The 20,871-nt window shown below is 33.1% G+C and carries 16 protein-coding genes and 2 pseudogenes; 5 read left to right on the forward strand and 13 right to left on the reverse strand.

All coding sequences use genetic code 11. From position 1 onward, the window contains the following. Positions 1 to 7: 7 nt before the first annotated feature. Complete coding sequence (locus tag ACZ5N4_RS16640; protein WP_464203616.1) at positions 8 to 1,132, forward strand: GerAB/ArcD/ProY family transporter; 1,125 nt, start codon at positions 8 to 10, stop codon at positions 1,130 to 1,132. A 45-nt stretch (positions 1,133 to 1,177) separates the two neighbouring features. On the opposite strand, the gene ACZ5N4_RS16645 is transcribed toward ACZ5N4_RS16640, so the two are convergent. The 3 genes from ACZ5N4_RS16645 to yaaA form a co-directional block, all read right to left on the reverse strand. Next, positions 1,178 to 2,080 (reverse strand): DMT family transporter, encoded by a 903-nt coding sequence (locus ACZ5N4_RS16645; RefSeq protein ID WP_464203617.1) that lies wholly within the window; start codon positions 2,078 to 2,080, stop codon positions 1,178 to 1,180. Positions 2,081 to 2,210: 130 nt separating this feature from the next. Continuing rightward, entirely contained in the window at positions 2,211 to 3,359 is a 1,149-nt protein-coding gene (locus ACZ5N4_RS16650; protein ID WP_464203618.1) for a PucR family transcriptional regulator, read from the reverse strand. A gap of 30 nt (positions 3,360 to 3,389) precedes the next feature. Then, positions 3,390 to 4,166, reverse strand: coding sequence for a peroxide stress protein YaaA (gene yaaA, locus ACZ5N4_RS16655; protein WP_464203619.1), 777 nt, complete (start codon positions 4,164 to 4,166; stop codon positions 3,390 to 3,392). A gap of 371 nt (positions 4,167 to 4,537) precedes the next feature. Here yaaA and ACZ5N4_RS16660 point away from each other — a divergent pair, with 371 nt between their 5' ends. Further along, a complete protein-coding gene (locus tag ACZ5N4_RS16660; protein WP_464203620.1) occupies positions 4,538 to 4,720 on the forward strand; it encodes a hypothetical protein in 183 nt (60 codons plus the stop codon). Positions 4,721 to 4,897: 177 nt separating this feature from the next. Here the strand turns inward: ACZ5N4_RS16660 and ACZ5N4_RS16665 are convergent, their stop codons facing one another. The 3 genes from ACZ5N4_RS16665 to ACZ5N4_RS16675 all read right to left on the reverse strand — a co-directional run bounded on the left by ACZ5N4_RS16665 (position 4,898) and on the right by ACZ5N4_RS16675 (position 11,088). Then, the gene (locus tag ACZ5N4_RS16665) at positions 4,898 to 9,031 is read right to left on the reverse strand and encodes a 5'-nucleotidase C-terminal domain-containing protein (RefSeq protein ID WP_464210989.1); all 4,134 of its coding nucleotides are present in this window, start codon (positions 9,029 to 9,031) and stop codon (positions 4,898 to 4,900) included. 324 nt (positions 9,032 to 9,355) lie between these two features. Further along, a complete protein-coding gene (locus ACZ5N4_RS16670) occupies positions 9,356 to 10,549 on the reverse strand; it encodes a pyridoxal phosphate-dependent aminotransferase (protein ID WP_464203621.1) in 1,194 nt (397 codons plus the stop codon). Positions 10,550 to 10,629: 80 nt separating this feature from the next. Beyond that, complete coding sequence (locus ACZ5N4_RS16675; protein WP_464203622.1) at positions 10,630 to 11,088, reverse strand: Lrp/AsnC family transcriptional regulator; 459 nt, start codon at positions 11,086 to 11,088, stop codon at positions 10,630 to 10,632. Positions 11,089 to 11,540: 452 nt separating this feature from the next. Here ACZ5N4_RS16675 and gdhA point away from each other — a divergent pair, with 452 nt between their 5' ends. Then, positions 11,541 to 12,902 carry an NADP-specific glutamate dehydrogenase gene (gene gdhA, locus ACZ5N4_RS16680; RefSeq protein ID WP_464203624.1) on the forward strand — a complete coding sequence of 454 codons (1,362 nt, stop codon included), beginning with the start codon at positions 11,541 to 11,543 and terminating at the stop codon, positions 12,900 to 12,902. Between the two features lie 3 nt (positions 12,903 to 12,905). Here gdhA and ACZ5N4_RS16685 read toward each other — a convergent pair. Continuing rightward, positions 12,906 to 13,687: pseudogene (locus ACZ5N4_RS16685) on the reverse strand (lactate utilization protein). 378 nt (positions 13,688 to 14,065) lie between these two features. On the opposite strand from ACZ5N4_RS16685, the gene ACZ5N4_RS16690 reads away from it, so the two are divergent. Both ACZ5N4_RS16690 and ACZ5N4_RS16695 read left to right on the forward strand, forming a co-directional pair. Then, the gene (locus ACZ5N4_RS16690; RefSeq protein ID WP_464203625.1) at positions 14,066 to 15,028 is read left to right on the forward strand and encodes a S8 family peptidase; all 963 of its coding nucleotides are present in this window, start codon (positions 14,066 to 14,068) and stop codon (positions 15,026 to 15,028) included. Next, entirely contained in the window at positions 15,028 to 15,828 is an 801-nt protein-coding gene (locus ACZ5N4_RS16695) for an endonuclease I family protein (RefSeq protein WP_464203626.1), read from the forward strand. The genes ACZ5N4_RS16690 and ACZ5N4_RS16695 overlap by 1 nt, the downstream gene beginning before the upstream one ends. A gap of 288 nt (positions 15,829 to 16,116) precedes the next feature. On the opposite strand, the pseudogene ACZ5N4_RS16700 reads toward ACZ5N4_RS16695, so the two are convergent. The 6 genes and pseudogenes from ACZ5N4_RS16700 to kamE form a co-directional block, all read right to left on the reverse strand. Further along, positions 16,117 to 16,347: pseudogene (locus tag ACZ5N4_RS16700) on the reverse strand (MFS transporter); the annotation flags it as partial. Further along, entirely contained in the window at positions 16,344 to 18,053 is a 1,710-nt protein-coding gene (locus ACZ5N4_RS16705) for a GH3 auxin-responsive promoter family protein (RefSeq protein WP_464203627.1), read from the reverse strand. The pseudogene ACZ5N4_RS16700 and the gene ACZ5N4_RS16705, both read right to left, overlap by 4 nt. Positions 18,054 to 18,314: 261 nt before the next feature. Continuing rightward, positions 18,315 to 18,623, reverse strand: coding sequence for a hypothetical protein (locus ACZ5N4_RS16710; RefSeq protein ID WP_464203628.1), 309 nt, complete (start codon positions 18,621 to 18,623; stop codon positions 18,315 to 18,317). Continuing rightward, positions 18,587 to 18,826: a 3-hydroxyacyl-CoA dehydrogenase NAD-binding domain-containing protein gene (locus ACZ5N4_RS16715; RefSeq protein ID WP_464203629.1), complete on the reverse strand. Its 240-nt coding sequence runs from the start codon at positions 18,824 to 18,826 to the stop codon at positions 18,587 to 18,589. Before ACZ5N4_RS16715 ends, ACZ5N4_RS16710 begins: the two co-directional genes overlap by 37 nt. After that, complete coding sequence (locus ACZ5N4_RS16720) at positions 18,813 to 19,991, reverse strand: acetyl-CoA C-acetyltransferase (RefSeq protein ID WP_464203630.1); 1,179 nt, start codon at positions 19,989 to 19,991, stop codon at positions 18,813 to 18,815. The genes ACZ5N4_RS16715 and ACZ5N4_RS16720 overlap by 14 nt, the downstream gene beginning before the upstream one ends. A 68-nt stretch (positions 19,992 to 20,059) precedes the next feature. Further along, positions 20,060 to 20,848 carry a lysine 5,6-aminomutase subunit beta gene (gene kamE / locus ACZ5N4_RS16725; RefSeq protein WP_464203631.1) on the reverse strand — a complete coding sequence of 263 codons (789 nt, stop codon included), beginning with the start codon at positions 20,846 to 20,848 and terminating at the stop codon, positions 20,060 to 20,062. Between the last annotated feature and the right edge of the window lie 23 nt (positions 20,849 to 20,871).

Raw genomic sequence — 20,871 nt, forward strand, 5'->3', positions numbered from 1 at the left:
GAAGTTTTTGTTTCAGAGTGAAAAAATATCTGGCCATCAAGCTTTAATGCTTGTACTTGCAGGTGCCATTGGAGATATATTTGTGGTTATAACTGCACCTGCAGTTAAATATTCTGGAAGAGATGCTTGGCTTTCAGTTTTACTAGCATATATTATTGCTGCACTAGATGGACTGATCTTAATTAGTTTGGGCCGTCGTTTTCCTCAAAAGACCTTTATTCAGTGTCTACCTGTAGTACTAGGTAAATTCATAGGAAAACTTGCTGGACTTTATTATATTTTAGGATTTTGGTTGATGGCTCCAATAATTATGAGAGATCTTCTAGAAACGCTGCGCCCTTTTTTCCCTTTCACTCCACTAAGTATATTAAATATTTTAATGTCTATATTAACTATTTATGTGATGCGAAATGGTTTTGAGGTATTTGCGAGAACAACAGAATTATTTATGCCAATAATAATTATTTTAATAATTTCTAGTTTATGTCTTAATCTTCCAAATGAAAATTTTTCAAATATATTACCTTTTCTTGAGAATGGTTTTATGCCTATTTTAAAGAGCCAAGTGTTTTTGTTTCCCTTTGCTGTAGAAACAGTACTTTTTATGGCATTATGGCTTCCATGTTTGAATGTAATAAAGGAAAGCAAAAAAGCTCTGCTTATAGGTATGTCCATTTCAGCAATACTTTTAATGCTTTTAACAATTGTAATAATAGGCTTTACTGGTACCAATATGACTACAAAGCTCATAAATCCTTTACATTATCTTTCACGTTATATTAGTGTTACTAATTTTATTTCTGGATTTGATGCAGGTTTCATTGCACTCTGGATGTTATCTAGTTATACTGAATTATTAGTTTTCTACTATCCTGAAATTGTAGGGTTGGCTCAGTGGTTAAATTTAAAAGATTATAAATCATTGATTATGCCTATGGTAGCTATTAATGCAGCCTTAGCTATGATACCACGAAATATTGTTCAACATATCAATTTAGATCTTTTAAAAAATCCTTTTATAATACTTCCATTAGGTATATTAATTCCAATTACATGGTTAATAGCAGTAGTTAGAAAGCTTGATGAATCAGGCAAAGAGGACCTAAAAAAGAACTGTAAGCAGATTAATTAAAAATCCATTTGCAGTTCTTCTATATTTGAAATTTATTTTATACTTTTAAGCATCTATTTCAGGCATCTCTTTAATACTATTTTTGTTAAACACCATTTTAAAGTCAATTTCTGAAATCAATGTCCCTAACAATATTAACACAGCACCAAAGAATCCTATTAAACTTAAAGTCTCTCCTGAAACTATATAAGCAAATATAGCTGCAAAAACTGGTTCTGCTGTATAAATCAATGCTGTGTGTGTTGCAGTTGTGTACTTCTGAGCTACGTTTTGAATAATAAAAGCACCGGCTGTACAAACTACACTCAACATTATTATGCTTCCCCATATATTATAACTTGTAGGAATTATAGGCTTTTCTATAAAAAGTGATGTTACCATACTTAGTAAGCCAACTACGCCTATTTGGATAATAGCAAATGAAATAGATTCTACATTTGCAGTATATTTGCCTACAAATATAATATAAAGAGCATATAGAACAGCGCTTATAAGCGTGTATATATCGCCTATATTTATGTCCGCAATTCCTTGATTTAGCGTAAGCATTGCTAACCCTACAAGAGCTAAAGTTACACTTATACATATTTTACCATTCAGCTTTGTCTTAGTCATAATTGAAGAAAAAACTGGTACCAGAACTACACTGAACCCTGTAATAAATGCTGATTTAGAAACAGTAGTATAGCTTAACCCTACAGTCTGAAATGCAAAAGAAGAATATAAGAGGGCTCCAATCATAGTCCCATACTTTAACTCTTTTTTTCCTATTTTCACCATATGCTTTATAAAAATAAGCGATGATATCATAAAGGCTATAATAAACCTAATTGCCAAAAAATTATAAGTTGGCATTTCAGATATGGAGTTCTTCGTTAACCAAAAAGATGTCCCCCAACCTACTGTTACAAATAATAATGCTGCATCTGCTTTAACTTGTTTTGTCATTACTAAAGTCCCCCTTAACATTAATAAAAGCAATATATTCTATTGCTTCAATCTACTTATATAATATACTAATTCAGGGGATTTTGGCTTTGTAAGATTTTAAATTCTACAATAGGTCCTTTTGTAATTTTTACAACCTGTTGTTTAATAAATTATATATTCTTATGGCTACTGCAAGCTCTTCATAAAAATGTGTGTTATCATAATTTTCATTCAATATTTTATTTATCCTTTCTATTCTGTATCTTATAGTATTGCTATGTTGAAATAATTCTTTAGCAGTTATTTTAATATCTCCATTATTTTCAATATACTTTACAGCAGTTCTTAATAGTTCTGTATCATTATTTTCATCATAAACAATTAGTGGCTCTATAATTTCGTTATAGTATTTCAATACCCATGGATTATCTATAAGAGGAATTAGGATTTTGTTAACTCCAATCTCATCAAAAAATGAAATATCCTTTTTATAGGCTATTGAATATTTAAAAGAGTACATGCTTTCTTTTATAGAATTATTCAATTCACCTAGTTTTTTATACAAACTACTTACTCCTATGATATACTCTTTGGCAGTAATTCCACATTCCTCTAATCTTTTTACTATAAGTTTTTTAGCTTCTTTGGAACTTATTTTTTCAAAGGTATTAATAAAAATATAGCCATCCTTATATGGTATGATTTTATTTAACGATTTATAATCCTCTTTACTAAAGAAAATCGACCTGTGCATTAAACTTTCCTTACTTTTCCTTTTACAAAAGGCTACTATATTCTTCTCTTTAAAATTTCTATTAATTTCATGTGCTATCTTTTTTATAATCAAACTATCTAGATTACTATATAAAATATTGTCTATCTTAAGTGATAATGCCTCATTTTCTTTCCTTTCATCGATAGCTTTAGCAACCTCTGTAATTATGTGTTCAAAATATGTATCACTGAATATCATAATTGGGAAAAAGTTTTTATCCGCTAGTTCTATAACTTCATCAGGTATGGTATTAAAGTACACACTTTTAATTGCTAATCCGCTTATTTTTATTGAAATCATTTTTTCTACAATCTTGTACAATTCTTCAATGTTATCTTTTATTACCATTAGTGTGCTTATTACAAACTCTCCTTCAATGAAGTTCTCTTCTATTAAACCACCCATTTCATAATCCAAAATTCCAACGTTAGTGATTTTATTTGAAAGTCCCTTATTTCCAGCAATAATTTTAAATCCCTTAAAGCTCTCAAATTCTAAAGCCTCATGTATAGTTATAGACATATACAATCCTCCTAAAACTTTTTCACATGATTATATCTTGCCATGTCTTGTAAATACAAATTCATTATCTGAAGATAGCTCCTCATTATAAGCATAGCCTTCTTCTTCAAAGTTTTTCAATATTTCAATATTCTTAACCTTATTTTCTGCAATATATCTGGACATCAAGCCTCTTGCCCTTTTAGCATAAACAGCTACAATTTTATATGCACCATATTTATATTCTTTAAAGCTTATATTAATAATTTTACCTGCGAAACTTTTTGTATCAATAGCAGAAAAATACTCATTGGATGCTAGATTAATTAAAATTTTATCATTATGTTTATTGATTTCTTCATTTAAATAATTAGTAATCTTATCTTTCCAGAAAGAATATAAATCTTTTCCTTTTGAATTTTTAAGTTTAATACCCATCTCTAGTCTATGTGGCTGAACCAGATCCAGCGGTCTAAGTACACCATATAAACCAGAAAGAATTCTTATATGATTCTGAGCAAACTGCAGCTCATTTTCACTGAACTCATCAGCTCTCATTCCTTGATAAACTGTGCCTGAAAAAGTTAAAATTGCTTGTTTGCTATTTTCTAAATTAGCTTTCGCTTGAAAGCTTAGATTTCTTTTAAAGTTTAACTCCGCCAAATCATCACTTATTTTCATTAATGTACTTAATTCTGGAGGAGTATATTGTTGAAGTTCCTTTACTAACTCAATAGCTTCTTTCTGAAATATTGGCTCCGTATATAAATTAGCTAAAGTTTTTTTATTATAATTCAAAGTTTTTGCTGGTGATAATACCACAATCATTATTCATTACTCCTTTCAGTATATTATCTTTTCAATAAATATATAGAAAACTATTTCTCTAAACTTATTTCTCATTTGGACAATTTATATTGTATTCTAATTTTACTATTTTCTCATAATTAAATACATAGATTTATCGGAAGGAATTTAAAATACTAAGACAATTACAATATATTTACAGCCATGATCGAACTTTCATATTATATACCGCTGTAACCTTTTTAGTCAAATAATATATAAAATTCGCAATCACATATTGAATTATTTTTTATTAGTGTTATACTATATATGAAAATAAAATTAAATATGTGTGTTTTTTCTTTAATTAACGCATATTATATAGTATATATTACAATTGTGAGGTGTATGTTATGAACAATACTATAGTTAAAACTCCTGAGGAATTACTAAAAGATTTAGATGCTAGTCTAAAAAAATCTGGTATGTCTCCTGAAGAATTTTTAAACTGTTTCGCTAATTTTTATAATATAAAAGACATTGTTGAAAAGGATATCATTGATTCTGGCTCTTATTATGATAGCTTTATAGCTTAAATTATTAAAGTCTAAGATATGTATCATCTCAATCATAATATATTTCAACTTTCATTTAAAAAAGCTAAGGACATGCTAAGTAAGCTTAAACTTACTTTCATGTCCTTTTGCTTTTAGGCAAAAGAAAAATAGACCATACCACCAATTTAGATGCAGTATGGTCTATAATTAATAAATTTAGAAGCCTGCTGGTATTACAGCCTGCCCTCCTATCAATATAACAATACTATTTGAGTTAAGTTTATTCTTCATGTAATCTACTGAAGTTTTTGGAATAGATTTGTAAGTTAGAACTATTGGTGAACTGCCCTCTGCTGCCAACGCTGCACCAGCTAGAGCATCTGCAAATTCATCTCCCTTAGGACCATCTCCTAAAGCAACATATACTTTTTCAAAGTTAATGTCTTTTTCAAACTGCTTTAGTATATTCACATTTGTTTCAAATCTATCATTTCCACCTAATCTTATAGATGAAGTTGAAGCTGATCCATCTACCGTTGCTTTAACATCTTTGTTTACGGAACCTTCTAGTCCAATTATATATGAATTAGCCGGTTTATTCTTAGCTAGATATGCGTCTACGCTTTCTGGAAGCTTGTTTCTATCTGTTAAAAGTACTGGCATTCCCTTTGCAGCTGCTACAGCTGATATTGATAGTGCATCAGCATAGTTATATCCATTTGCTATAACAGCACTGTCTTTCGTGCCAAGTTCTTTTGCTATATTTACAGAAGTTTCGAATCTGTCTGTTCCTGATATTCTCTTTACATCTGGTTTTATTTTTAAAGAATTTTGAAGAGTATTTTCAATATTTTTTGATACTACTGATTCTCCACCTAAAACTATTACATGTTTTACTCCTAGTCTTTCTAATTCAGCCTTTGTAGCTTCTGGAAGCTCATTGGACTTAGTTAAAAGTATTGGTCCATTATATTTTTTAGCAAGTGGTGCTGCGCAAAGAGCATCTGCAAATACCTCTCCATTTGCAATAAAGGCATATTCTGAACCTTTATCCCATCCATTCTTTGAAACATTTGCTGCAGTTTCATATCTGTCTACACCTTTAATGCTCTGTACTGTAAATGGAAGTATTGGCGTAGTGCTTATCTTCCAATTATTTGCCACATCTGGAGTAATCGTCTTTTTATCCTGGATATATTTAATCATCATATTTCTAACTTGTCCATCATCACCTAGTGTTTTTGCTGAATCATAGGTTGTTATAGAAGGATCTCCTGGCTTTAGTCCTGCGGCCTTCATAAATCCTCCTCCGCCATTGTATCTGTAGTTGTTTATTGCAACTGTGAATACATCAGTATCCTTTACAGGCACACCATTAACTTTCAAGTTTTTAATTCTGTTACCAGATGTAACTAATCCTGTTTTTGTATCAACGGTGCATGCTGGTTGTGTTAAGTCAATATCATAAGTTGCTCCATATAATTGATCTAAATTATAGTCTGGAATATTTAATACTGAATCCTTAGCTATTTGATCACCTGGATTTGATACCTGCTTATAATATCTAACAGAATACTCCATCCAATTTTTAAGCTGAGCACCTGTCATTTTAACTCCATATAAGAAGTTCTCAAATACATATACTCCCATCATGCTTTGAATTGTAACATCGCCTTTTGGTATATATGCACTTGCACTTAAAGGTGCTGCTATAGATAATTGAGCTTTAGCTCCATCCATTTGCACTTTGTTTATTAAATCCATAAGAGCTGTAGGCTCCGTTGTTTGATTTGCACCTGAGAATTCTCCTGTAGAGCTTCCAATAACAGTTCCGACATATTTTATAGTTGCATCCTGATAAGGCTCAGCAATCTTTAATATATTCTGATCTGCCTCAATTTTTTCATCCATCTTTACAGTTTTTGTAGTAACAGTTCCCACAGTTCCATCTGCTTTCACACTTATGTCAATTTGTGAAACAGCTTGAGCCCATTTACCAGGCTCTGTAATTGGGACAACTTTTCCACTTGGATTTTTAACAGTAAGGTCACTAGGGATATTAGAATGCGCATGTCCACATATTATAGCATCGATTCCATTAACACTACTTGCCACAGCTTTAATTTGATTTTCAGGTATTGTATCATTAGCACTTTCTTCTCCACTGTGAATTGTAGCCACTAATACGTCAACTTTTTCTGTATCTCTTAATACTGGTACCCATTTTTTAGCCTCATCTACTAAGTCATTAAATTTTAAACCTTCATAGTTTGAAGCATTCTCCCAGTTAGGTATGCATTTAGTTGTTAACCCTAATATACCTACTTTTATATCTTTTCCATTTACTTTAAATGTTTTAATAGTATATGGTTTTACAAAATTTGAATCATCTGAAGTTTTATAAGTGTTTGCTGACAAAACATTTATATTTTCCTTTTGAGCATCTTTAATTACCCTATTTAAAACTGTTAAACCATAGTTGAATTCGTGGTTTCCAAGAGTCCATGTATCATATTTCATTGCACCCATTATTTTCATCATTGGATATTCTGAAGTTGTATCTACCTTGTCGTAGTAATATGAAAGTGGAGTTCCCTGTATTGTGTCTCCTGAATCTACAAGCATTACATTAGGATTTGCATTTCTAATGCCTTTTACATAAGTTGAAACCTTTGCTAATCCTTGATTTGCAGGCTTCATATTACTATAATCAATTGGCAGTATATTTCCATGAAGATCTGATGTACCAACTATAGTTATAGTTGCATCACCATTTCCTACAAGTCTTCCATCCATGTTTGTAACTATACCTTTGTTAGCTTTTACATTTTCAATTAAAGCATCTCTAACAAGTATATGTGTATTGTTTAAAGTTGTCTTAACAGAAGGCTCGTTAAATACTACAAATCCATCGCCACCTTGTCCTAAAAAGTCATTGGTAGCAACCTTAATTATTTCACTGTCTGATATAGCTCTTCCATCTTCTCTAGTTAGGCTCATTACTCTACTACCGCTTGGTTTAGTCATATCATAAGAAACCTTAAGGCCTGAAGATTGAATTCCCTTTCCTTTATCTGCTACAGCTTGTTCAAATACTTTAATCAACTGAGCTTTATTCATATTAACTGTAACAACTTCATTGTCAAAAGGCATTAGGTAAAACATTGTTCCTACAGTTATATCTCCTGCTGGTACGTCAACTCTTATTCCTCCATTGTTTTGGAATCCAACCTCAGCTTGACCCTTTGTTTTTATAACGTCAGAAGTCCAGTTTCCAAGATAAGATTCTCCAAAAGGGTTAGAATTCTGCATTCTTGTTAAATCAGTTTTTGTATTTCCTATAACTTCTTTAAATGTAGGTCCTACTTGGTTTTTACTGTCATTTACTATCGCTAAAGCTTCACTGTCAGTAAGCGGAGTCTGAGCCTTATATCCATTAGGATTATTATTGTCAAGTGCTATAAAGCTTGACTCTACATTTGTAAAAGATACCTTTCCTGATGAATCTACGTTCATTTTTAAATCTGTAAAGCCTTTTCCTTGAGCTTTAGCTATTACAACAGGTATGCCTGTCTTGCTTGTAGCTTGTACAGCAGTATGAGAATGTCCCCCTATAACTGCATCCACATTAGAAAGCTTATCTGCTATATCAAATACAGGTCCTGTTTTGCTGTCTTGATTACTGCCTTCATGCATAACAGCCAGTATTACATCAGCTTTTTTACTATCTTTTATATCCTTTGCAATAGCATTTATTTCTACTGCTGGTTCTGTAAATTTATAGTTAGCAACATTAGCAGGTAAAACTGCACTTGGAGTTTCTGTAGTTATTGCGCCAATAAGTGCTATTCTAACTCCGTCCTTAGTAATGATTTTATATGGATCAAATACTCTTGTCCCTTTATTTTTGTCATAAAGGTTTGAACAAATTATTGAGTATTTTGCATCCTTCATTGTAGTGTTTATAATCTTGTCCAATCCCCAGTCAAATTCATGATTTCCTAGAGCAGTTACCTCCATTCCAATGCTGCTCATAAGTTTTTGAACTGGTACTCCAAATAATACATTGGACATCGGTGAACCTTGGTAAAGGTCTCCTCCACCTATAACCAGAGTTCTGTTTGGATTTGCATTTTTTATATCTTTTATGTTCTTTGCAAGAACTCCACCAACAGGTAGCGCTGGTGTACTAGAATCTTCTAAAGCCCCATGAAAGTCAGTAATTTCAATTAAGTCGAAGGCTTTAGATGCTGCTTCTGCTTTAACATTCGTAAACGCGCCAGGCGTTAGAAGTGAAAAAAGCATAAACAGTGTCATTAACTTTGCTGTCAGTTTTTTGTGTCTAAGCATTTTCAACACATTATTCACCCCTTTTTTAAAAAATAGAAATATAATGATGTATAACCATTATATAACATTGTGAATTTTTTGTAAACTCAACTTTGATCCTATATAGAGTTACTAGGCGGTCAGTTGACTTATTAGCGGTATTCATAGGGGTAAGTCAATTATCGAAGTTGGATATCTATAAAAAAATGGCTGTTCCGATATAAATTCGTAACAGCCATTATATTTTCTACCTATGTTTATTATATTGATATATGTATTTGAAAATAGATATTAAGATACATTAGAGATATAATTTACATATACCTATACTAAACTTTAAAAGTATTATTGCATATTTAAATACTGTATTAATCCTCTTTCAAAGATATCCATTGCATCCTCTAACTCATCTGAATTAATGCAGTATGAGAAACGAACTTCATCTTTTCCTAAACCTGGTGTAGCATAAAAACCTTCAGCTGGAGCGAACATGACGGTCTTATTGTTGTAAGAGAAATCTGTAAGCATCCATTTAGCAAAATCCTCTGCATCTTTAACTGGAAGTTTTGCAACTATATAAAATGCACCCGTTGGCTTATCACATATAACTCCTGGAATTTTGTATAGTGCATTATAAAGGATATTACGTCTGTTTTCATACTCAGCCTTTACTCCATAAAAATAGCTTTCTGGAGTATTTATTAGGTTCGCTGCTGCAATTTGTTCCAAGGTAGGCACACAGAGTCTAGATTGACATAACTTTAATATCTGATTGATTAAATCCTTATTTTTGGACGCAACAAGTCCAATTCTTGCTCCACATGCACTATAACGTTTTGAAATACTATCAATTAAAATTACTCTATCTAAAACATCTGTCATAGTTAATGCAGATGTATATTTTAAACCATCATAAACAAATTCTCTATAGACTTCATCAGCAATTATATAAATATTGTGCTCTTTTGCTATGTCCGCTAACATTCGTATTTCTTCATATGTATATACAACACCTGTTGGATTTCCAGGATTAGAAATAATTATTCCTCTTGTTTTATTTGTTATCTTACTAACAATTTCATCCTTCGATGGTAAATGGAATCCATTTTCTGCTTTTGTCATAAAAGAAACCACTTTAACACCAGCTACATCTGAAAAACCACTATAATTTGTATAGAAAGGTTCAGGTATAATTACTTCATCGCCAGCATCGCAAATTGCCATCAATGTAAACATAATTGCTTCACTGCCGCCATTTGTAATTAGTATCTCGTTCTTTTCAAAATCAACGCCCCAAACTTTATAATATTTAATGAAGCTTTCAATTAATTTATCAATTCCTTGAGAACCTGAATACTTAAGTACCCTCTCCTCATACTCTTTAACAGCATTAAAGAAACAATCTGGAGTTACTATATCTGGTTGTCCAATATTTAAATGATATACCTCAACTCCCTTTTCTTTCGCGATTTCTGCATAAGGTGCAAGTTTGCGTATTGGAGAAAATTGCATATCTGATATTCTTTTAGAAAATTTCATTAATAATCCCACCTTTTCATGATAGTATTTATAAACCTTACTAAATATAAAAAACTTGGAATCCTTAAACAAATATTCTTTTAATAATCCTCTTCCGATGGCATTACAGAATAATTATTTTTAATTGTAGATAAAGAAACTGTCGTCTTTGTTTTGCTAATTCCATTTAAGCTTTTTATTTTATTAAGAAGTTTTTCAAGAGTTTCAGTGTTTTCTGTAATGATTTTTAACGCATAATCATAATCTCCTGCAAGATAATGACACTCTAAAATCTCTTCTTCTCTCTGAACTGCTTCTAAAAACTTGTTAGTGTATTTAGGTGATTCTAAACTAATAAACATAATTACTGTAAGATTTCTATTTAATTTTTTAGCATTAATAATTACAGTATACTTTTCTATTACACCAGATGCATCAAGCTTTTTTAACCTATCACTTACCGCTGGTATAGATAAATTAATTTTGCTGCTGATTTCTGAAGCTGTAACTCTTGCGTTATTTTCCAATAACTTTAATATTTTCACATCTAAACTATCCATGGACACACCTCTCTAGTTGAACAATTAATTATTCGTTCTGATTATAGTATATATATTTAAATATTAAAATAATAATAATTAAAATACATAATTTTTAATGAATCTTATAATATTATCTTAAATCGATTAATATTATACAATCAAACACCAGTAAAAGTCCACAAAATTTAAGGTATCATAACGATTTCATTTGTTATTTTTTTAACATTTTTTGCATTATCCGTTTAAAATTTTAAGCTATTGCTAAAATAACCTTAATGTTTTAAATTGAACTGTGTTTGTCCATTGTTTGTAAAAATAAATTTAAGGCTAAATTTATTTTTACATTAATTATTATTGAATTTAGTTAAATAAGTTTAAAATTTCTAATAATTATAGTATTATGAATGTAAGCGATTAACCAATGATTTTTTTAACAAAATTTAAATTAATTTGTCTGGGGGTATCATAAAATGACAAAAGAAAGAGTAACAGCTTACATCAATGGAGTTATTGAAAACGTTAAGAAAAGAAATGGCAGTGAACCAGAATTCCTACAAACAATTGAAGAAGTTTTAGGTTCTTTAGGACCAGTACTTGAAAAACATCCTGAGTACATGGATGAAAATCTTTTAGAAAGATTCTGTGAACCAGAAAGACAAATCATGTTCAAAGTTCCATGGACAGATGACAATGGAAACGTACAAGTTAACCGTGGATTCAGAGTACAATTCAACGGAGCTATAGGACCTTACAAGGGAGGACTTAGATTCCATCCTTCAGTTTATATAGGAATAATCAAATTCTTAGGATTTGAGCAAATATTAAAGAACTCATTAACTGGCCTTCCAATAGGTGGAGGTAAAGGTGGTTCAGACTTCGACCCAAGAGGAAAGTCAGACGCTGAAATAATGAGATTCTGCCAAAGCTTTATGACTGAGCTTTATAGACATATAGGACCAGACGTTGACGTTCCAGCTGGAGATATTGGAGTTGGCGGAAGAGAAATAGGATATCTTTATGGACAATATAGAAGAATCAGAGGAGCTTTTGAAAATGGAGTTCTTACTGGTAAAGGCTTAACTTATGGCGGAAGCTTAATAAGACCAGAAGCTACTGGATTCGGTGTATCTTACTATTGCCAAGAAATGCTTAAGCATGAAGGAACAGACTTCAACGGCAAAACAGTTGCTGTATCAGGTTTCGGTAATGTTGCATGGGGAGTATGTCAAAAAGTTAGCCAATTAGGCGGTAAAGTTGTAACTCTATCAGGACCAGATGGATACATCTATGATCCAGAAGGAGTAACAGGAGAAAAGATAGATTACATGGTAGAAATGTTAACAGTAAACAAAGGTGCAAGAATTAAAGATTATGCTGATAAGTATGGTGTTCAATTCTTCCCAGGAGAAAAACCATTTGGAGTTAAAGTTGATATTGTAATACCATGTGCAATTCAAAACGACATTAAAATAGATGAAGCTAAGAAAATAGTTGAAAACGGAGTTAAATTTGTTTGTGAAGCAGCTAATATGCCTTGTACAAACGAAGCTGTTGAATACTTCCAAAAGAACGGCGTAATAGTAGGACCTTCAAAGGCTGCTAACGCTGGTGGAGTTGCTACTTCAGCTCTTGAAATGTCACAAAACAGCATGAGATTAGCTTGGACTGCAGAAGAAGTAGATGCAAAATTACACCAAATAATGGTTAACATCTACAATAACTGTAAGAAAGCATCAGAAGACTATGGTTTTGGATATAACCTAGTTGCTGGAGCTAACATTGCAGGATTTGTAAAAGTTGCAGAAGCAATGCATGCACAAGGAAACTACTAGAAATTACAGGAGAGAATCTTTAAATAGATTCTCTCTTTTTATACTATACAGCTTATTATTAAGTCTGAAAAATCTAAGTAAAAAAGAAAAAACCATACTATTTCTCCCTATAGCATAGTTTTCCTTTCTTCTATATTTCAATGGAGCTGCCGGATTACTGACCATAAAATCCGGTGGCTTTTTTATATCAAAATCCCATTGGCTCTCCAACGATAAGAATATATATCTCTTTCCCGGCTCAAGTTTTACAACTACATTGCACATCCTATGCGGTGAACTGCAATCACTGCACTTTCCCGTTTTGGCACAGGGAGTATCCAATTTTAGTCTCCTGGCATTCTGTGGGCATGCAGTGTTCTTTATTCTTTCTATACCAGTCTCATAATTTTCTACTATTTTATTTATACCACAAACGATGATGACCTTTTTAGGCTCATAGAACATAGAACTTACCCTGTTTCCCGAACCATCGATATTGATTAGTTCACCATTCATTGTTACTGCGTTTGTACTTGATAAATATGCATCTGCCGCTGCTGCTTTTTTCGGGTTTCATCCCTTTCATCCGCTTCAACCAGCCAGTGCCAAAATACCTTGTTACCCCTTTCCTGCAGCTCCTTCTGCACTCCCATTTCGAGAATGGTCATAGAGCCTCCTATGTCAACAGACTCCTGTGATGCTATATGTTCAAGTATGGCGCTTTTTGCTTCTATCCCGGTAGGGTAATATTCAGCCTTAAAGTTTCTCTTTTTCAGATTCTTTAAAAGTACTTCCATTCTATTCATTTAAATCTCCTCCTATATGAAAATCATGCACTATTAAACCTATTATGCCATTTTCAAACCTATTCTGGAATCAATATCCTGTATTTTCATTCATACATGTTGATGGATTCTATTCAGTTTTGTGTAATAGCATCAACCAATGCCCTTACAAGCGCAGGCGTCTAATCTTAGTATTATGTTGGTATGTGAAATCACTGTAATGAATGAGATTGAGAACTGATAAGAACACTTTGAATGGCTGCAGTTTGTTAAGGAAAATTTTATTAACAATTTTCTGAATAATAAAGGATTTTTTACCATAAATGTAGAATATATCATAAATGTAGAATATATATATGTCATTGAATCATTGAAAAAAATTTATAGGAGGGAGTACAAATGGAACGAAAAGTACATGTAATTCCGTTTCTAGTGATTAAACAGATAGATGAGGTCAATGAAGTTCCCAGAGGGGTTGAAATGATTCAGGCCCCAAAAATCTGGGATCAAACAAAAGGAAAGGGGATCACGGTTGCCATATTGGATACTGGCTGCGATACTACCCACCCGGACTTAAAGGAACGAATTGTCGGCGGAAGAAATTTCACGGACGATGATGGTGGGAACCCTAATGTTTACAAGGATTACAATGGTCATGGGACCCATGTTGCAGGGACGATCGCCGCAGTACAAAACAATAAGGGTGTTGTTGGCGTAGCCCCTGAAGCGAATCTACTTATTATCAAAGTTCTTGATAAAAATGGCTCTGGCCAATACGAATGGATTATTAATGGGATTCACTATGCAATCGAACAAAAAGCTGATATTATCTCGATGTCGCTGGGAGGGCCAGAGAATGTTCCCGAACTGCATGAAGCTATTCAAAAAGCTGTCGCCAACAACATTTTGGTAATTTGTGCAGCAGGAAATAGTGGTGATGGTAATGGTTCGACTGATGAATTTGACTATCCGGGCTCTTATAATGAAGTGGTAAGTGTAGGCGCAATTGACTTGAAAAGACACTCTTCTGATTTTTCTAATTCTAACAATGAAGTCGACGTAGTGGCTCCTGGAGAGGGAATTTTATCAACCTATTTAAATGGAACCTATGCAACATTGAGTGGAACCTCCATGGCTACACCTCATGTTTCGGGAGCAGTGGCACTGATAAAAGTACTGGCCAGTACAAGCTTCGAACGCAATATTACAGAGTCTGAACTTTATGCCCAATTAATAAAAAGAACAGTGCCCTTAGGAAATTCTCCAAAACTTGAAGGTAATGGGCTGGTTTACTTAACTGTAATGGATCACTTATCGGATTTATTTGGTCCACAATTTGTTGCTAAATTGATGCGCTCATGATGAACCGTCTGGAATTACTGGAAGAAGAACGGGAGAGTGCAAAGGTCATCTATTTGGAATATAGCAATCACCGCAGCTACTATGAGGAACAAAGAGATAAAGAAATCAAGCAAACATATTATCAAAATATTTCACTTAAGAGAAACAGTATTCATGCTCTATTAGAAAACACACATCAGCATCAACTAAGTTACTCTCCTCATCTTTATGTTTATCCATGGGTTGATCTTCAGGAGAATGGGAAACTCAAAAGTTTATACTCCGGGAAAGGAATGGATCCAATCGCTGTCATTGAGGAAGATATTCGGTTACTTGAAAACATGGAAAGAGAAAACATTCCTCGTTTATCCGATAAAATGATCTTAAATTGTGAGCATGTGGTACCTCAATCCTGGTTTCATAAACAAGAACCAATGAGGGGAGATTTGCATCATCTGTTTGCCTGTGAACCTACATGCAATAGCCGCCGCGGAAACCATCCTTATTATGATTTTCCTGACTACGTTCCAGAAAACCATCCTTCTGGAATTAAGGAAGGCTGCGGAAAGGCAGATGCAGGAAAGTTTGAGCCTGAATACGGTAAGGGAATTGTTTCCAGGGCTACACTATATTTTTTAACTCGGTACCAAGGAATGATCAATAACGACTTCGTGAACCTTGCGATTTTATTAAAATGGCATCATGAATTTCCGGTTTCTCTCTATGAAAAGCATCGAAACCTGGCCATCTTTGAATTGCAAGGGAACCGGAATCCATTTATTGACTTTCCGGAAATGGCAGAAAAATTGATATATGAATAGGCTCCTTCTATCGGGATGTCACCCTATAGCTATCAACCTAAGGTAGAATATAATTTACCTTAGGTTTTTTTCTTGTGCGCCCAGCATGGGCGCTTACTTGTCGGTGTAAGTCCGATACGGGGGGCGATATTGCCAACCGTTAGCTTAAGACAAGGGTGTCCACCGTGAGGTGGAATCTGAAGGAAGTCAGCGGCAAAGCTCTGGCCTGACGAACAGAAACTACATATGAGATAAATATCTTGAAAGCCTTAATTATAAGAGCATTTCCAAGAGATATCAACTAATTCATATTAACAAAACCGGTCTTCTCCCAATTCTATCTGACATCCTTCCCCAAAAAGGTGCAAAGAAGAACTACATAACTGAATAAGCAGACATAAAAATGCCTAGTGCAGCAGAACCGCCACCCATACTATTAACGTAAAAAGGTATAATAGGAATAATTATTCCGAATCCTACCATAACTAGAAAAAGAGTTATAAACAATATTATCTTTGACTTACCATAGTCTTTTTTCATATCAATTCCTCCAATATTTCAGTATTTTGATCTAGTAATAAAATTAACTTTTTATCATTAATCACTCTGGGAATCTTCACTTGATTTACTGAAGCTCCCTTTTTTAAAAGCTCTTTTCTAACACTTTCAAAAGTTCCACATTTTACAACCTGTAATTTCAAAGGTACAATCCTATTAGCCTTTAGACCTGCTAAATATCGTGGATTAGCTTCTCCTAATGCTTTTTCTAGAATAGCTCTATTTTTTTCAATATTATTTAGCAATGCTTCAGGATTATTCACTTCCACATAAAATTTATAGAATCCCACAGTAGAACTTAAATCTTGAATAACAGTATAATCTACAAGTTCAGTTTCCCACTTCTTTGCTGCTGTCATTACAGCATGCTGTACTGCTGCTTCTTGTGTTTTTTCCGCAGCAATATTAAGCAGCTGACCTTTTCTATATAAAAATTCAATAACAGGACTTTCGTGATAATAATTTACAACTTTAATTATATCTCCAAGTCGATAACGATAAAAACCAGAATAGTTAGTTGTTACCACCTCATAGCTTTCTCCCACTTTCAGCTCGTCCAGATTTAAAGCTATTGGTTTTTCTGAATTTTGTTCACTTATTTGTTCACTTAAAGGTATAAATTCAAAATAGACACTTCCAGGAACAACTACATAAGTTGTATCATTTGGTTTAACTGCCATTCCAATAAGAGCCTCTGTTGCTCCATACACTGATGAAAAAACAGGTAATTCACCAATAAAGTATCTAAGCTTATTAATGTAGATACTAAAACTTCCCCCTGCTACGCAACTCACATAGTGCATATTAGGCCATATTCTTCTGCAAATCCCATCCATGCCATTAGTAAACTCTTTCTTAAGTTCTTCTGCTCTTTTGGGATTAGGTTTTATCTTCTTCTCTAGTGTAATTTTAATTTTAGGATCAAGCCTCAACTGTTCACTAATAGTTCCTTCTACTATATCTTTTATTAATTCTCTCCAATTTTCTTCTATAGCTCCAAACATTTGAACTATATTCGATGGAAAAGGAGATGCAATATATGATAGATTTCTTTCCTTTAATGCAAAGAGTAAGTGTAAATAATTTGCAATCTGCTGCTCAGGAATTTCAAGCACTTCAATTGGCGAAGTCCAAATATAAGGCAATATGCCTTTCATAGCCTTAATCCCTTCAGAGGTACCAGCTCCAGCTGGAATTCCTCCTTCAGTTATTACTGACGGATTTGCCATATTCATCAAAAACATTCCTCTCCCACCTTTTTTCGCAGCTGGAATGGAATTATACAATAACCCCTGATTTAAAAAGTTCATGTAGCTATTATTTATTTTTCTAGATCTTGCAGTGACTGGAATATACTTTTGTTTACCTGTTGTACCTGAACTCAATCCAAAGTACTCTATCTCTTCACAAGTTAGTATATTTGATTCACCCTTTGCAATTCTTTCAATAAAATTTTCATAGTCGCTATAACTTGTTATTGGTACATTTCTCTTGTAATCTTTAACGTCTTTTATATCTTTAAAATTATGTATACGACCATATTCACTTTCTTTGTTCATTTCTAAAATTTCCATCAAGACGCTTTTGTTCACTTCTGCAGCTTTTTTTGTGTTCCTGTTAAAGTTTTTATAGTATCTATTAGAAATTAAGGAAAATGAAAAATTTAGTGCTGATTGAATAATATCCATTTTTGCATCAAAACCTCCATTTTATCTTATAATCTACCGATAAAGTGAACAATGTTCACTTTACTTTAAAAAAATTAATGCTTTCTAAAATATACTTTTATTTTTAATGAACCTTGTTCATATTATACTTCATACAAAACTGCTTGTCAATATTTACGAATTTTATTTATAGTTTCAAAACAATAAAAAATTAAAGCCTACCCCAAACTACTCCTATTATGTAAGAGTTGTCTAAAATAAGCTTTTCTAATACTATCTTTTCTAATACACTCTGGATTTCTTAACTATGCCTTCATACAAATATTTAAGATATTCCGTTTCTGCTCCTTCTTTCTCCAGCATTTCGATTCTAATCTTTGCTTTATTTAAAGCTTCCTTTGATTCATCAAAATCCTTTTGTTTTATACAGGTACTTGCATATTCTAGCAGATAATCAATTCTTAATACTGTTTCCGCCAAGTCCTCTCTACCGTCATTTACTAAATTCACTAATAAAGAATATATTTTGGGAGAAGCTTTTACCTTAGCATTGTTTAAAAAATCATTATTTCTAGCACTTTTCTTTGCCACTTTATAACACACCTCTTATGCTTCTTTTTTCTAGTATGAACACCAATTCTTTCATAATTCATATTTTCAACTTCAGCTTCAACTACTATATCACAATTTGCCGCTAGGTTCAAATCTGTTTTTCCTGTAATTTTATTAACTATGGCATCTGCATTTTCTTGTGCTATCTTTCCTCTACTTTCATATATTCTAGATTCGTTCAACTATAAGGGCTGTTCCCATTCCTCCGCCTATACATAGAGTTGCCAATCCAGTTTTTACATCTCTTCTTTTCATTTCGTGTAACAGTGATACAAGTATTCTTGTCCCCGAAGCTCCAATTGGATGTCCAAGAGCTATAGCTCCACCGTTTACATTTACTTTATCCATATTAAACTTTAAATCTTTTGCAACAGCTAAGCTTTGAGCTGCAAATGCTTCATTTGCTTCAATAAGATCTATATCTTCTATTTTTAAGTCAGATAATTCTAATGCCTTTTTAGTTGCATGGAATGGTCCATACCCCATTATTGATGGTTCTAGGCCTCTCTGTCCATAAGAAACTATTTTAGCAAGAGGTTTAACTCCTAGTTCATCAGCTTTTTCTGCACTCATTACAATAACTGCAGCAGCGCAATCATTTATTCCTGATGCATTACCAGCAGTCACTGTACCATCTTTCTTGAAAGCTGGTTTTAATTTTGTCAAAGATTCAATTGTTGTACCGAACCTTGGAAATTCATCTTTTTCAAATATAACTTCACCTTTTTTTGTCTTAATAGCTACTGGTACTATTTCCTCTTCAAATTTTCCAGCTTTTATAGCCGCTTCTGCTTTATTCTGTGATGCTAGTGCAAACTGATCCTGTTCTTCTCTAGTAATTCCCCACTTTTCAGCTATATTTTCTGCAGTTATTCCCATATGATATTTGTTAAATACATCTGTTAATCCGTCATTTATCATTTCGTCAACCAATTCCCCGCTTCCCATTCTCTGTCCCCATCTTGCATTGTTTAAAAGGTAGGGAGCTCTTGACATATTTTCCATGCCACCAGCTATAATTACATCTGCATCTCCAGCTTTTATTATTTGACATGCTAATGAAACCGCCCTTAAACCTGAGCCGCAAACCTTGTTTATAGTCATGGCAGGGACTTCAACTGGAATACCTGCTTTAACCATCGCCTGTCTAGCTGCATTTTGTCCGAGTCCTGCCTGCAAAACATTTCCCATTATTACCTCATCTACTATCTCAGGCTTAATACCCGCTCTATATATAGCTTCTTTTATTACGATGGCACCTAGATCCACTGCTGGTACATCTTTTAATGCACCTCCAAAGGAACCAATAGCTGTTCTTGTTGCACTTACTATAACTACTTCTCTCATACTTTATTACCCCCTTTTTTGTGTGAACTCTTATTTACATCTCAAAAATGTATCCCCATTTTCCATATTTATTTATTTCTTCTTTTAACTATCTCAGTTATTGCAAAAGTAGCTACATCATCAGCGTATTTTCCAGGACCAAATCCTGCATCATAACCCAGTTCCTTTGCAAGTTCATGGGTTATTCTTGGTCCTCCACAGATTAAGATCACCTTATCCCTTAAACCTTCTGCTTCTAAAAGTTCTACAAGTTCCGTTAAGTTTTGTATATGGATATTCTTTTGGGTAACTGTTTGAGACACTAAAAGTACATCTGCTTTAAATTCTATTGCCTTTTTAATAAACTCTTCATTTGGAACTTGGCTTCCCAAATTATGAGCTTCTATCATTTCATATCTCTCTAGTCCATAATGTCCAGCAAAGCCCTTCATATTCATAATAGCGTCTATTCCAACTGTATGAGCATCAGTGCCTGTACTTGCCCCTACAACAACAACCTTACGTTTTATATTATCTTTAATATATTCATTCACTTCACTCATATCCATAGTATGAACATCAACAGTTTGAACCTGAATCGAAGTATAATCAACAGTATGCGTTAAGCTACCATATACTACACAAAATGTGAATTCCTTGTCTAGAGCACAATGATACGCTACTGAAGGATCTTCTAGCCCCATCTTCTTTGCTAGTATCTTAGCTGCTTCCACTGCCTTGTCTCCATCCTCTACCGGAAGGGTAAGACTAACTTGAACCTTACCATCATTCATTGTATCTCCGTATGGCTTTAACTTTGTTAAATCTAAATCTTTATCAAATTCCTTTTTATTAGTTGAATATAATCCCCCACCCATTAACATCTACCTCCTTACATTAT

Source organism: Clostridium nitrophenolicum (assembly GCF_055391695.1).